The sequence below is a fragment of the Ectothiorhodospira sp. 9100 genome (assembly GCF_022227565.1).
Taxonomy (GTDB): Bacteria; Pseudomonadota; Gammaproteobacteria; order Ectothiorhodospirales; family Ectothiorhodospiraceae; genus Ectothiorhodospira; species Ectothiorhodospira marina.
Map to the genome: position 1 here is coordinate 1 of NZ_JAJNAN010000060.1, position 13,752 is coordinate 13,752.

Below are 13,752 nucleotides of genomic sequence, written 5' to 3' on the forward strand. Positions count from 1 at the left end.
ATCAGTCATATGGAAGGGCTATACTGCCAAATCATATGTATATGTGCTCTTTTTGAGCCTGGCGGGTGTGTAGGAAAATCCCTACAAAAGTTTCCCCCATTCGCATCAATTCCCCCAATAGACGGGGATTACAGTTCCAGTCTACGAGTGCATACTCGGTATCCCATCCAAGCCCACGAAACTACCGCAGGGGAGTGGGCTTCGGCGATGACCTTATTTGGCGCATACGCACCACTCCGGTGCATAAATCAAATGCCTCAAATGTTCACTGCGTGATTGGCGGCGTGTGCATCAGCTGCTGAACTTAAGGATGGAAGTTCATGGAACAAAAGGCAGTGGAACCAAAAGCGCGTATCGAGGAGTTGGAGTATCTGTTGTCCTTGGCAAGAGGGTCTAATCAGATTGCTGGGGAGGTCCTGGAAACCAGTGACAGGGATTACCTGTTGCAGCGACTGGCCATGATTATGGGAAGAAATCTGGGTTGCGACCGGGCGCTGATATATGACATACGCATGGATGCCAAGCTGGTGGTTGGTTTGTGCGAATGGCTTTCAGATGGTGAAGGTTCTGTCACGCCAACACGGGATACCTATCCCCTGGAGAGTTTTGAGGGGGGTATCCGACATATCTGGGAGTCGCGCGGTCATCTCGAAAGTCACAGTGATGGGATTCACGCATCTTTCATGGGTGATGGCTCTGCCCAGCTTTTGCATGGCAAGATGCAGATCCAGAGCCTGCTCTGGTATCCCTTTGCCTTCAGAGAAGATGGATTCTATTTGCTCGTCTTCAATCAGACGCGCTACCCACGTTGCTGGTCGCCCGCGGAGCTGGAGTTTTGTGAATCAGCCACACATCAGGTGGCTCTGGCACTGCAAAAGATGGAATTGATTGAGCAGCAACGCGCAGCGGAGGCCTGCCTGCGGTCAGAAAAGGAACGAGCCTATGAGCTGGCACATCAGGCAGAGAGCGCCAACCGCGCCAAGACTCAGTTTCTAGCGAACACCACTCACGAGCTCCTCACGCCTCTTAACGGCATTATCGGTATGGTTCAGGTGTTGATGCACACCCCACTGAGCCATGAGCAATATGCTGATCTCAACGTCATATTTGAATGTGGCTACAAACTCCTGGATCACATCAGAACCCTGCTTGAGTTTGCGGAACTGGAAAGGGGAGAGAGGGAACTCCAAAGTCTCCTCTATGATCCCGCAGACCTGCTCAACCAAGTGAGGCTGAGCATGATCAGCGAAGCCCAGGAGAAGGGCCTGACATTAATGGGCGAGGTGGATCCTGACGTGCCGCCGCGTCTGTGGGGTGACCCGGAGGCGGTCAAACAGACGCTGATGATCCTGGTGGATAATGCGATCAAGTTTACCCCTACAGGACGCGTCACGGTGATGTTGAAGGCTGATGATCGCTGGCTACGCTTCCTGGTTGAGGATACCGGTATCGGCATTCCGCTTGAGCAGCACCCCTGTTTATTTGAAAGATTCACTCAGGTGGATTGCACGGACACGCGGGCCTATCCCGGCATGGGGATGGGTCTGGCCATGGCCCAGCTGTTGGTGGCACATATGGGTGGCGAGATCGGCCTGTCCAGTTGCGAAGCCCGCGGCTCGACGTTCTGGTTTCAGATACCTCGGCAGGCCCCGGTGCTATCGGATGAGGGTCTGGAGGGGGAGTGAGTGCAGCTACGCTCAGGAATCGTCGGGATCCAGCGCTTTCGACTGTAGCAAAAGTTTCTCCACCTCCTCGGCCGGCAAGGGACGGCTGAACAGGTAGCCCTGTCCCTTCACGCAGCCATGATCCAGCAGGAAGTCCCGTTGCACGGTGTTCTCGATGCCCTCGGCGATGACCCTCATGCCCAGGGTCTCGCCCAGTCCGATGATGGCCCGGATGATGGCGGCATCTTCGGGGTGGTTGGCGGGGTCTTCCTCCATGTCGGAGACGAAGGACCGATCGATCTTGATGGCGTACACGGGTAGGCGCTTGAGGTAGTTCAAGGATGAGTAGGCGGTGCCAAAGTCGTCAATGGATATGCGCACGCCATGAGCATTGAGTTCGGTGAGCGTGCGTATGGTCTGCTCAATGGAACTCATGGCTGCGCTTTCGGTGATCTCGATTTCAAGATCGTTGGCGTTCAGGCCGGTTTCGGCCAACACGGTGAGGATGCGTTCGACAACACCGGGCTCCCGGAACTCACGCGCCGACAGGTTGACCGCCACGGGCACCGTCGGGACGCCCCGGGCCTTCCAGTCACGAATCTGCTCGCACGCCTGTCGCAGGATTGCTGGTCCCAGTGAGAGGATGAACCCGGTCTCCTCCGCCAGGGGAATGAAGCGACCCGGTGAGATCATGCCCCATTGGGGGTGATGCCAGCGCACCAGGGCTTCCAGGCTGAGAGTGCGCCCGGTGACCAGTTCCACCCGGGGTTGATACACCAGATGGAATTCGTCTCGCTCCAGTGCCTGGCGCATGGCCTGGTCCAGTTCCATGCGTTCCTGCAGCGCCGCGTCCATCTCCGGTGTGTAAAAGTGGTAGCAGCGTCGCCCCTCGGCCTTGGCGCGATACATGGCCGCGTCGGCATGACGCACCAGTTCTTCAGGACAATCACTATCGCCGGGGTAGACGGCAATCCCGATGCTTACGCTCACGGACACCTGCTGGCCGGACAGTGATATGGGCTGACTCAGAACCGCCTGGAGTTTTTCGATCACGGGAATCACGTTCTCCACATGCGCGAGATGGGACAGCAGCAAGATGAACTCATCGCCGCCGAAGCGGGCCACGGTGTCTTCCTCGCGCAACAGGGTGCGCAGGCGTTGCGCGATGTGGATCAGCAGTTGATCGCCCTGGGCATGACCCAGTGAATCGTTGACCACCTTGAAGTCATCAAGGTCGATGAACACCAACGCCACGGTATGCCGATCCCGTCGCGCCTGGGCAATGGCCTGACCAATCCTGTCCAGCATGACGCTGCGATTGGGCAAGCCGGTCAGCGGGTCATGGAAGGCCAGATACTCCAGACGCTCGGTCAGGGCGCGCTTGTCCGAGATGTCCTCCCCCAGCTTGATGTAATGCGTCACCTCCCCCACGGGCATTGCGGATCGGTGAGATTCGTGCCTGCTCCCAATAGGGCTCTCCCGCGCGGGTGCGATTGTTGAACTCGCCCTCCCAGGTTTTGCCGCTGCGGATCGTTGCCCAGAGTTCTTCGTATTGCTCAACGTTTTTTTCGCCGTAGCGCAGCATGCCGGGCTGCTGCCCGAGCACCTCCTCGCGGGAGAACCCGGTGATGTCGCAAAAACGCTGGTTCACGTACTCGATCACGCCATCAGTGTCAGTGAGCACCACAACTCCCGGACTTTGCTCCACGGCGTACGCCAGCCGCTTGCATTGCTCTTCGGCCAGCTTGCGCTCGGTGACGTCCAGAGTGGAGCCCAGGATCTTGCGCGGATGGCCGTTCGGCCCTTGGACGGGTGATGCTTGATGCAGGATCCACCGCCACTGGCCCGCCTGATGATGCATGCGCACCTCAAGGCGAAATCGCCCTTGTGGCTTTTGCGTGTACTGCTCGAACAAGCCAACGGCCTTATCCCGATCATGGGGATGGATCAAAGACCGCCAAGCCTCCGGGTCGTTGTCCAGTTCATGATCCCGATAGCCCAGTTGCGCCTTGAATTCAGGCGAGAAGAAGACCTCTCCATCTGGTTTCCACTCGAACAAGCCCACGTTGCCGCCATGGATTGCCTCCCATAGCCGTTCCTGATCCCGCAGTCGCGCCGTAAGGTCTACATCCATGGCATACAGGCTCAGGTTATCCTCGTCATGCTGTACCACGACATGGCAGGTGAGTAACTTGAGATCGTGTCCCTCCCGATGCCGCAGGATGAGCATCTCCGAGGTGGGCATGTGCTCCCCTTCACGCACGTCCTGCATGCGCTGGAAAAAGGTATCGTGATCCTCCGGGGGAATGACGAGATCAGCCAGGTTGGCGCCCAGCGCCTCATCGGTGGAATAGCCATAGAGGTGCTCACTGGCGGGATTCCAGTAGGTTACCGTCCCATCTGGCCGGTACCCCTGGATGGCAATCTCGGGCACGTTATCCAGTAGTTGAGTCAGGGCCGCTTCATTGTGCTGCAGCGCCTCCTCCGCCTCGTGGCGCGCGGTGATGTCCCGATTGGTGCCGCGGTGCCCCCGGTAGCGGCCCGACGCATCCCGGACGGCGCGGCAGTCGTGCTCGATCCAGCGGATATCGTCGGACGGCGTGATGATGCGAAAATGCAGTAGCGCGTGCCTGTCTTCACTGCCCGCGTGCATATGTCCTTCATATACCGCCCGATCATCCGGGTGGATGATGCGTGACATGAGATGCGGATCGTCCAGAAAGGCCTGCGCGGGGTAACCGGTGATCTGTTCGCAGGCGGGTGACACATAGCGGTAGCGGTCGTCCTCACCCAGCCAGTAATCCCAGTCGGGTGAGAACTGCGCCAGGATCCGATAGCGCTCCTGCTCTTCACGCAACCGCTGGTTCAGGTCCTCCAGGGCCTGCCGCTGCTCCACGGCTGCGGTCTGGTCCACCACACTGCAGACGAACTCAGTGTCTTCATCGTAGGTACCAGGGATGCGGATGAGCTTGAGGTCGGCGATCAGCCGCCGCCCGCCGGCACCGCTCAGTGGGATCTCGCGGCGTTCAGCTGACCCTTCGCGGGCGGCCTCGTCCAGGGCCTCTTCCAGTGCGTTGTGATGGCCGGGTATCGCCAGATGCCGGAAGAGTTGCTGATCCATGGCCAGCAACGTGTGCGTCGCACCATTGGCATCGCGCACGTAGCCATCCTGGTTGATGACGAAGGTCGGGTGGGGGAGGCCCTGATAAAGCCGATTGAAGCGAGTCAGGGCCCGCTGGGTGACTTTTTCCCCTTCCTCCAAGGACTCGTTTTGCAGCACGAGTTCCGCGTGGTAGATATGCAAATCTTCCAGCAGGTGCTCCAGGTCGACTTCACCCCGCTGGATATCCAGGTCGATATCCTTCCATGCATTGTCGCGCAGGATGGCCTGAGCCCGCTCACGTAAGCGCTTCCTGTCCATACAGGCGCCTCGATTAAAATTATGGCTCCAGAGTACCATTTCCTGGTGAAGAAGGGATTAAGACCCATTCTTGGCTCTTGGTATGGGCAAAGTGACATTCTCCAAACCACTGGTACCCTGCAAACGCTCGGGTTGTCCAAAATCCGGACGGGTACACCCCCGCCTTGCTAAGGGAATGCTACTTTCCAGGGAGCAACCCGGGAATGATCCCTGCGAGGATCGGGTAGGTGCCCATGCAAAGAGGTAACGGAAAGCCGTTGGTGCAGATGCTGACCCAGGCAGAGGGTCTGGACAGCCTCGCGGACCCTGGCGTCCCCTTGGCTGTGGTCAAGACAGACCATTGCGGCACCATAGTGCATTCCAACGAGGTGGCGGCTGGGTTGTTGCAGCTGGAAGATCGCGGTGACCAGGGGGTGTCACTGACGGATCTCATCGCTCCCGACGATCCAGGGTTTCTTGAAAGCCTCCTGGCGCAGGTCCAGGCTCAGGGGGCCGCCCTGGCTCAGGAGGTGGCCTGTGTGGATACGGATGGACGCCCCTTTCTTGTGGACCTGCAAGTGGCCCATGAGCAGGGCGGGGGAGACCGGTTCCTTTTCAGAATCACCGAACGCCTGGGCAGGCGACCCGGGGGCTCCGGTACCGATGGGCTGCTGCGGCATTTCTACGATCTGCATGTCCTGGGTATGGCGATCATCTCGCCCCATAAGCGGCGTTGGCTTCGGGTCAACGACCGGCTGTGCGAGATTCTGGGATATTTCCGGGAAAAGCTGAGCGGGCGTACCTGGGATGATGTGATTGACCCGCAAGAGCGGTTTCAGGACCAGGAGCGGTTCGCGCAGATACGGGCGGGAGGCTGCGAGACCTATACGGGGGCAACGCGTTTTTTGCATCGGGATGGTCATGTCATCCATGGCAATGTGGAGGTACGTGGGGTGCGTGATGGGGTGGGGGCGTTGCAATGCTGCCTTGTCACCCTGCAGGACCGCACCCAGGTGCGGGAGACAATCCACGAGGCACGACAGCAGCACCGTCTGCAGACGATGAGGGTTCACATCAATCAGGCCATTGTTCGCAGTCGCGGTCTCAAGCCCCTGCTTCAGGATGTCTGTCGCATCAGCGTCGAGGACGGAGGGTTCAGCGCCTGCTGGATTGGCATCTGGGATCAGGATGACATGCGCAATCTGCGGGTCTTTACCCGATTTGGTGACGATGTGGGCGATGTGGATCCCTCTTTCAGCGCTGATGAATGGCAAGGAGAGGCCGATCCGCTGGTGGTGAATGATCTGCCCCAGGAGGCCCAATTGCCGGGCTCCAGGGCAGCACTTGAAGCCGGACGTCATGCCCTGGCACGTTTTTCCATTGGTCAGCGGGGGGGCCTTGGGCGGCACGGCGAACCTGTTTGCCGACCAGGCCGGTTTCTTTACCCCGGACATGGTATCGACCCTGGCGGAGATGGTTGAGGATCTATCCGTGGCCCTGGACAGGATCACCGCCACGGAAGCCCTGGAGCGGGCCAACAAGGTGGTGGAATCCAGCCCGGTCGTGTTGCGTCGATGCTCCGCTGCGCCGGGATGGCCGCTGGAGTATATCTCCAGCAATGTGGTCCGCTGGGGATTGACGGCCAGGGAACTGATTTCCGAGGAATGTTTGTTCATGAATCTCATCCACCCTGATGACCGGCAGCGGGTCACGACAGAGGTGGCCGAGCATCTGGATCACAGGCAGCCGCGTTACCGTCAGGAATACCGGGTAGTGACGGGAACGGGTGAAGCCATCTGGATCGATGACTACACCCGTGTTGAATACGGCCCGCAGGGCCGGGCCTTGTCCCTGGAGGGGGTGCTCACCGACATCACGCCACGCAAACAGGCGGAGCAGCGCGAAGCCTCCCGAAGTCACGTGCTTGCACTTCTGGCCCAGGGTGCGCAGTTGCCGATCATCCTGGAGACATTGGCCAGGGGAGTTGAACTGGAATGTCCGGAGATGCGCTGCAGCATCATGCTGTTGGACGAGCGTCAGCAGACGCTGGTGATGGGCGCAGCCCCTAACCTCCCTACGTTCTATTGCCGGGCAATCGAGGGCACACCAGTGAGTGAGGAAGTTGGTAGCTGCGGTCACGCCGCGGCCACCGGTAAGGTGGTCATCAGTGAGGATATCCAGGCAGATCCACGCTGGGCCGGGGCGCAGGCTGTGGCACAGGAGGCGGGACTGGCCGCCTGCTGGTCAGCGCCGATCCTGTCGTCCGGGGGACGGGTACTGGGCACCTTTGCCATCTATCATGAACATATCCACAGCCCGAGCCAGGCCGATATCCAGCTGATCCAGGACAAGGCCAATCTGGCGGCCATTGCCATTGAGCGCACCCGGGATGCCGAGGCCCTGCGCGAAAGCGCCGAACGTTGGCAGTTTGCCCTGGAGGGGGCTGGCGATGGTGTCTGGGATTGGGATCTGGACACCAACGAGGTGGACTATTCGAGTCGCGTTATGGACATCCTGGAGATGAGCGATGAGGACATCCTCCAACGTCATGAGCAGTGGATTGCCTGAGTTCATCCGGATGACCTGGAGCATCTGCACGAGCATTTGTGCGCGCATCTGGATGGACATTTGCCGCACTTCGCTTGTGAGCATCGGGTCCGCACGGACCGGGGCATATGGAAATGGATATTGTCCCGGGGGCTGGTGGTGCGCCGCGATCCGCGCGGCAAGCCGCTGCGTATGGTGGGTACCAACACCGATATCAGCGAGCGCAAACGCATGGAGCAGGAGCTGCGGGAGATGGCCACGACCGATTACCTCACGGGTTTGGCCAATCGTCGGCATTTCCTGGGGCGCGTGACCGAGGAGCTAGCTCGCCTGAAGCGGGATGGGGGACAGCAGGCGGTGGTGATGCTTTTGGATCTGGATTACTTCAAGACGGTGAATGATACCTACGGCCATTCGGCCGGTGATGCTGTTATCAGGCGCTTTGCTCAGCTGATGCGCGATTGCCTGCGCAAGATGGATGTCCCCGGGCGTGTGGGTGGCGAGGAGTTTTCGGTACTACTGCCGGACACCGATATTGATGCGGCCCTGCATCTGGCGCAGAGGCTGCGAACCATTGTGGCCGAGGCTCCTGTGCAGTTCAATCACCAGCAGATCCCGGTGACGGTCAGCATTGGGTTGACCTTGCTGACCCGGACGGACGCCTCACCGGATGCCGCGCTGCATCGCGCCGATTTGGCCCTTTACCGAGCCAAGGATGGAGGGCGTAATCGGGTGGAGGTGCTCTCCGCCGGGGTTTAGCAGGGCGGTAGGCAAACGTCAGCCGTCGCCGAAAGGTATCGCGACGCTTGCCTTGTTACCGACTGGAGGCCTTGTAAGTAGAGTGAAGCGGATTTGGCGCGGGCTCTCACTGGATCCAGCTCCCGAGCACCGCCGTCACAGTCTTGACGGAATTTGAATGTCCGCAGCCTGGTTCCTTGCGGGCGTTGGTCCCGGAAGACCGGGTGACCGCTCAGGGCCGACAGCCGACACTAACCTTTTGCACTCAGAAGGAGAGCCACTCATGGAGTTTTCCAAAAAGTTCAAAGGGCGGGAACAGAACATCATTGATCTGTTCCATGCGGCCTTCGCCCACGCCGAGGGTGCGGAGGAGGGCGCATTGATCGGCAATCTGGTTCGCCATCAGATGACCGACACCACCGAGCCGGATCTCCATGTCTTCCTCGCCAAAATGGATCGGGCCATTGTCGGCGGGGCGATCTTTTCACGACTGACCTACGATCAGGATGACCGGTGCGTGTTCATCCTTGCTCCGGTGGCCGTTGCCAGCGAGAGGCAGGGGCAAGGCATCGGCCAGAAACTCCTGGCCCGTGGTCTGGAAGCGCTGAGGAACGCAGGGGTTGACGTGGTCCTGACCTATGGTGATCCGAACTACTATTCGCGTGTCGGTTTCAAGCCCATCAGCGAGTCGCTGGCCCCGGCGCCCTTCACATTGAAGCAGCCCGAAGGCTGGCTGGGACAATCCCTGGCGGGTGGGGAGATGGCGCCTCTCAAGGGGGCGCCGCACTGTATCCCGGCGCTCAATGATCCTGTCTTCTGGTAGGGGAGAGCATGGCCCTTGCTCAGTTACATCCATTGGAAAGAAGCAGCGGTCATTGCCCAGAAGTGGATAGGGTCCGACGGTCCGCTTTAACCGGCGCACCGGTGGTGATTATCCAGGGTGCATTCGGTTCCGCCGCGATCCCGTACAAGGGTACGATGGCACTCAGTGCCTGGGCGTCTCGCTCAGCAAGGCTTCCAGTGTCTCTGCCTCCAGGATGGCATCAGCCCAGGTTTCCAGTTGCTCGGAGCCGGCCTGGTCGAGCCGGGTCTGCGCCCATGTGGGGATCGCGCCGTACTTCTTGGCGATCAGGCGGGCCAGCATACGACGAGTGCCTTGTTCAAGCCCTTGTTCCAGCCCTTGCTCAAGTCCCTCCTGGCGCCAGCGTTCCGGCCACTTCTTGATGCGTTCAGTCAACATGGTGTGTACCTCATGCAGTTCCTGTAAATCGTTCAGCTCGGGCAACTCCATGCCGGGTGCCCGATGGGGGAGCAACACGCGCCGTATCCAGACCACGAAGGCCCGGCGCAGGCCCGTCTGCTCGGGTGCCTTGAGCCAGTCGACCAGCTTGCCCAGGACATTGAGCATCTCCTGCTCGTCACGGTTGTTCTCCAGCCGGAAGAGGGCGGCGACCACGTTGCGTGCCGGCTCCGACCAGGCCGGGTCGTTGACGATGGCCCCCTCATCCAGCAGGAGGTAGCCAAGGGCAGGGCGGTAGCGCTCCAGTCCTCCCGGTACCTGTTCGACTAGATTGGCGATGTCAGGTGCCGCACGCCAGCGTTCCTCTCCATTGTAGAGCACCACCGGCAGGACAGGCGGCAGCTTGCCGCTGGGCGTGAGTTTGTTCTGGCGGATCAGATCCTGGTAGAGCAGTCCCACATAGCTCATGATGCGCACCGCCATGAAACGGTCCACGCTGCTTTGAAATTCCAGTAGCAGGTAGACATACAGCCAGTCCTTTCCCCAGCGGACGCGCCAGATGATGTCATCCTCACGATCGCGCAGTTCGTCGGTCACGTAGGAGCCGCTGACCTTCTCCAGGCTGGTGAAATCGAGCTGTTCCACCCAGGCTTCCCTGACGAAACCGGTCAGCAGGTCGCGAACCATGCGTGGGTGAGAAAAGAGCAGCTTGTAGCTGTTGTCGTGATGGGTCATGGAGGTAGGCGGTCTGGTCATCCGGTGTAATGAATGGGGCCATGATGAGGATGCCCCAAAGGTGCGTCGAGATCCTCGAATGGAAACGTACCCAGGGCCGGTAATTTCACAATATTCACAGACTGTTCTGATGGATTTTGGTGGTGCAGTGAAGGGCCGGAAGCTGGGGTGGGCGCAGAGGGCAGAACTCGTTTTTGGGGGCTACATAGCGTGCCCAGGATTGTGCCGTATGCCGGCAGGTTTCTGGTGTGGCAGGTCTAAATCGACGTTGATTGGCACATTTTAGAAGACCTTAAGTTTCCTTAAAATCAATTGCTTGTAGGTTATTAGCCGATTTAGAGTCGATTAACGCCGATATGTGCCCATCTATGTGCGCCCATATTTTCTGCACTCCGAAGGCAGGGGTCGCAGGTTCGAATCCTGCCGGGCGCGCCATCTCCCATCAAATCAAAGGCTTACAGCCTCTCCTTCGGCGCAGAAATGGCCGGGGAGTGCTAACCACGCCTGCCAGCACTCACAGAGTCATGGCCTCCCTACCTCGAATTGCCCTGTTTTGTCCGTGTGCCCAAAATGTGCCCGGGGTGTGCCCTTGGTCGAATCCTGGACCGCGCAACCGCTACTTGAAGTGAGCGTTAGCTGCGCCTGGGCACGTGCGGCGAATCTTTCCATTAGCTGGGGACATTCGTGGCCACTACCCTGCACCCGCCGCGCGTGGCCTTCTATTGCCCGGTTTGATGCGCTAGGCTGGCCGGTCGCCAAGACCGCCCAGTACGGTCGGCTCATCGTAAACGGAACCGCAGTCCATGATCCTCACCCTCAACCAGCTTGAGCGGCACCTGTTCAGGGCCGCCGACATCCTGCGCGGGCGCATGGATGCCTCCGAGTTCAAGGAGTACATCTTTGGCATGCTCTTCCTGAAGCGCTGCTCGGATGTATTCGAACAGCGCCGGGAGGAGGTGCGTGATCAACTCAGGCAGGCGGGGGTGGGCGAGGCCGATATGTCTCTGCAGATCGAGATGCCCGACTGGTACAAGGCCACCTTTTATGTGCCGCCCCAGTCCCGCTGGTCGCACCTGCTGAACGAGGCCCATCAGGGCGTGGGCAGCGCCCTCAACAAGGCGCTGGCCGGCCTGGAAGAGCACAACCCCAGTCTGGCGGGGGTGCTGGAGCACATCGACTTCACTCGCAAGGTGGGCTCCACCACGTTGCCGGACAAGAAGCTGCGGGATCTGATCGTCCACTTCACCGAGTACCGCCTGCGCAACGAGGACTTCGAATTCCCCGACCTGCTCGGCGCCGCCTACGAATACCTGATTCGCGACTTTGCCGATTCCGCCGGCAAGAAGGGCGGCGAGTTCTACACCCCGCGCCCGGTGGTGCGCATGATGGTGCGGCTGATGAACCCGCAGGAGGGCCACAGCGTGTACGACCCCTGCATGGGCGCCGGCGGCATGCTGATCCTCGCCAAGGAGTATCTGGAGGAGCAGGGCGGCAATCCACGCCTTCTCAACCTGTTCGGCCAGGAAGCCTCCGGCTCGGTCTGGGCCATCGCCAAGATGAACATGCTGCTGCACGGGGTGAGCAGCGCCGACCTGCGCAACGACGACACCCTCACCGAACCGCAGCACGTGGAGGGCGGCGAGCTCAAGCGCTTCGATCGCATCCTCACCAATCCGCCGTTCTCCATCGGCTACACCCCCAGCCAGCACTTCCCTGAGCGCTTCCACTACGGCAGCGTGCCGGAGGGTGCCAAGAAGGCCGACCTGATGTTCCTGCAGCACATGGTGGCCTGCCTCAAGTCCGACGGTCGCCTGGCCACCGTCATGCCCCACGGCGTGCTGTTCCGGGGCGGCGACGAGAAGCGCATCCGCGCCGGCCTGCTGGAGGACGATCTGGTGGAGGCCGTGATCGGCCTGGCTCCCAACCTGTTCTACGGCACCGGCATCCCCGCCAGCATCCTGGTGCTGCGGGCCAAGGGGGCCAAGCCCGACGAGCGCCAGGGTCGCGTACTGTTCATCAACGCCGACCGGGAATACCACGAGGGCCGCGCCCAGAACCATCTGCTGCCGGAGCACATCGAGAAGATCGCCAGCACCTATGATGCCTTCGAGGATGTGCCCAGCTTCGCCCGGGTGGTGTCGCTTTCGGAGTTGCGGGACAACGACTACAACCTCAACATCCGCCGCTACGCCGACAACACCCCGCCGCCGGAGCCCCAGGATGTACGCGCCCACCTGAAGGGTGGTGTGCCGGTGGCCGAGATCGACGCCAAGCGCCCGCTGTTTGATGCCCAGGGCCTCGACCCCCTGGGGCTGTTCACCCCCAGGGCCAGTGACCCCGGCTACGTGGACTTCACCGAGCACCTGACCGAGAAACGCGACCTCAAGCCCGCCATCGAGACGGATGCAGGCCTCACCGCCAAGGAATCCCGCGTGATGGCTGCCTTCAACACTTGGTGGGCCGAGCACGGCGGGAGCATCACCGGCCTGTCCGGCAACGGCAGCCGCCTCACCCAACTGCGGGACGAGCTGCTGGGCAGCTTCTCGGCGGCCCTGGAACCCACCGCCATGCTCGACCGTTTTGCGGTGCGGGGCATCATTGCCGGCTTCTGGTTCGACAATAAGAACGAGTTCCGCACCCTGCAGGCCCGTGGTTGCCTGGGCGTGGTGGACGCCTGGCGCACCGCCATCGTCAGCCTGCTGGACGATGACCAGAGCAAGGCCAATCCCCTCGACCACCGTTTGGTCCACTTCCTGATGGAGGACTATGTGGCGGAACTGGAAGAGCTGGCTGCCCGCAAGGCGGAACTGGATGCCCGCATCAAGGCCGCCGAGGCCAAGCCGGAGGGCGACGACGGCGACGAGGCGGAATCCGACAACGGCGAGGACGACGACGCCCCGACACCGGACCAGATCAAGGACTGGAAGAGCGAGCGCGCCCAGGTCAGGAAGCAGCACAAGGCCAAGGTGGCCAGCTTCGAGCAGCACCTGAACGCCGCCGTGGACGCCCTCGACGAGCCCACCGCCGCCGAACTGGTGGGCACCATCCTGCACAACGACCTCAAAGGCATCCTGGAGCGTTACATCCGCCAGCAGCGCCAGCAGGTGATCGCGGCGTTCGAGACCTGGTGGGACAAGGGAACCTCTATAAATCGTATTTTCTGAAAAACCCTACCGCTCCGATATGGAAACAGAAATTCATGCTCCATGATCACTCTTGGTAACAAGAAAATTCGGACCTCAAGAGCGCCATTGATGGATCTTTCTGGACCATTATCGCCCCATCCCAGAGGCGCCCATGGCCCAGCATCGGGCTCATGCGGTGATCCCCTGCAGATAGGTCCAGCGCCTGAGGTTGTACACCATGTTGTTCAAAGCGATCTTGACCCGAGCCCGGTCCAGACCGATGGTTCTCACCAGTTGACTGCG

At 60.4% G+C, this 13,752-nt stretch carries 8 protein-coding genes, 1 tRNA gene and 3 pseudogenes; 8 read left to right on the plus strand and 4 right to left on the minus strand.

The annotated features are described in order from the left end of the window. Window positions 1-320: 320 nt before the first annotated feature. Complete coding sequence (locus LPW29_RS13650) at window positions 321-1,685, plus strand: GAF domain-containing sensor histidine kinase (protein WP_238628457.1); 1,365 nt, start codon at window positions 321-323, stop codon at window positions 1,683-1,685. 12 nt (window positions 1,686-1,697) lie between these two features. Here the strand turns inward: LPW29_RS13650 and LPW29_RS13655 are convergent, their stop codons facing one another. Beyond that, window positions 1,698-3,086 carry a putative bifunctional diguanylate cyclase/phosphodiesterase gene (locus tag LPW29_RS13655; protein ID WP_238628458.1) on the minus strand — a complete coding sequence of 463 codons (1,389 nt, stop codon included), beginning with the start codon at window positions 3,084-3,086 and terminating at the stop codon, window positions 1,698-1,700. Then, window positions 3,004-5,085 carry a PAS domain S-box protein gene (locus LPW29_RS13660; protein WP_238628459.1) on the minus strand — a complete coding sequence of 694 codons (2,082 nt, stop codon included), beginning with the start codon at window positions 5,083-5,085 and terminating at the stop codon, window positions 3,004-3,006. The genes LPW29_RS13655 and LPW29_RS13660 overlap by 83 nt, the downstream gene beginning before the upstream one ends. Window positions 5,086-5,351: 266 nt before the next feature. Between LPW29_RS13660 and LPW29_RS13665 the strand changes: the two genes are divergently transcribed. The 5 genes and pseudogenes from LPW29_RS13665 (at window position 5,352) to LPW29_RS13680 (ending at window position 9,172) form a co-directional block, all read left to right on the plus strand. Then, a complete protein-coding gene (locus tag LPW29_RS13665; protein ID WP_238628464.1) occupies window positions 5,352-6,545 on the plus strand; it encodes a PAS domain-containing protein in 1,194 nt (397 codons plus the stop codon). Then, window positions 6,538-7,632 (plus strand): GAF domain-containing protein, encoded by a 1,095-nt coding sequence (locus LPW29_RS13670; RefSeq protein WP_238628465.1) that lies wholly within the window; start codon window positions 6,538-6,540, stop codon window positions 7,630-7,632. The genes LPW29_RS13665 and LPW29_RS13670 overlap by 8 nt, the downstream gene beginning before the upstream one ends. Before the next feature lie 12 nt (window positions 7,633-7,644). After that, window positions 7,645-7,806: pseudogene (locus tag LPW29_RS15670) on the plus strand (PAS domain-containing protein); the annotation flags it as partial. Window positions 7,807-7,863: 57 nt separating this feature from the next. Then, a complete protein-coding gene (locus LPW29_RS13675) occupies window positions 7,864-8,370 on the plus strand; it encodes a GGDEF domain-containing protein (protein ID WP_304488728.1) in 507 nt (168 codons plus the stop codon). Between the two features lie 262 nt (window positions 8,371-8,632). Further along, window positions 8,633-9,172: a GNAT family N-acetyltransferase gene (locus LPW29_RS13680; RefSeq protein WP_238628461.1), complete on the plus strand. Its 540-nt coding sequence runs from the start codon at window positions 8,633-8,635 to the stop codon at window positions 9,170-9,172. Between the two features lie 162 nt (window positions 9,173-9,334). On the opposite strand, the gene LPW29_RS13685 is transcribed toward LPW29_RS13680, so the two are convergent. Next, the gene (locus LPW29_RS13685) at window positions 9,335-10,345 is read right to left on the minus strand and encodes an Rpn family recombination-promoting nuclease/putative transposase (protein ID WP_238628462.1); all 1,011 of its coding nucleotides are present in this window, start codon (window positions 10,343-10,345) and stop codon (window positions 9,335-9,337) included. Window positions 10,346-10,696: 351 nt separating this feature from the next. Here LPW29_RS13685 and LPW29_RS13690 point away from each other — a divergent pair. Together LPW29_RS13690 and LPW29_RS13695 are read left to right on the plus strand one after the other, a co-directional pair. Beyond that, window positions 10,697-10,759, plus strand: a tRNA-Ser gene (locus LPW29_RS13690). Window positions 10,760-11,127: 368 nt separating this feature from the next. After that, window positions 11,128-13,461 (plus strand): annotated as a pseudogene (locus LPW29_RS13695) (N-6 DNA methylase); the annotation flags it as partial. Between the two features lie 177 nt (window positions 13,462-13,638). Here LPW29_RS13695 and LPW29_RS15800 read toward each other — a convergent pair. Beyond that, window positions 13,639-13,752, minus strand: a pseudogene (locus LPW29_RS15800) (IS5/IS1182 family transposase); the annotation flags it as partial.

Excerpts from the sequence above, each read along its gene's own strand:
- LPW29_RS13680 (WP_238628461.1), top strand. The coding sequence starts at position 8,633 with ATGGAGTTTTCCAAAAAGTTCAAAGGGCGGGAACAGAACATCATTGAT.
- LPW29_RS13675 (WP_304488728.1), top strand. The coding sequence starts at position 7,864 with ATGGCCACGACCGATTACCTCACGGGTTTGGCCAATCGTCGGCATTTC.
- LPW29_RS13685 (WP_238628462.1), bottom strand. The coding sequence starts at position 10,345 with ATGACCAGACCGCCTACCTCCATGACCCATCACGACAACAGCTACAAG.
- LPW29_RS13660 (WP_238628459.1), bottom strand. The coding sequence starts at position 5,085 with ATGGACAGGAAGCGCTTACGTGAGCGGGCTCAGGCCATCCTGCGCGAC.
- LPW29_RS13665 (WP_238628464.1), top strand. The coding sequence starts at position 5,352 with ATGCTGACCCAGGCAGAGGGTCTGGACAGCCTCGCGGACCCTGGCGTC.
- LPW29_RS13670 (WP_238628465.1), top strand. The coding sequence starts at position 6,538 with ATGGTTGAGGATCTATCCGTGGCCCTGGACAGGATCACCGCCACGGAA.
- LPW29_RS13650 (WP_238628457.1), top strand. The coding sequence starts at position 321 with ATGGAACAAAAGGCAGTGGAACCAAAAGCGCGTATCGAGGAGTTGGAG.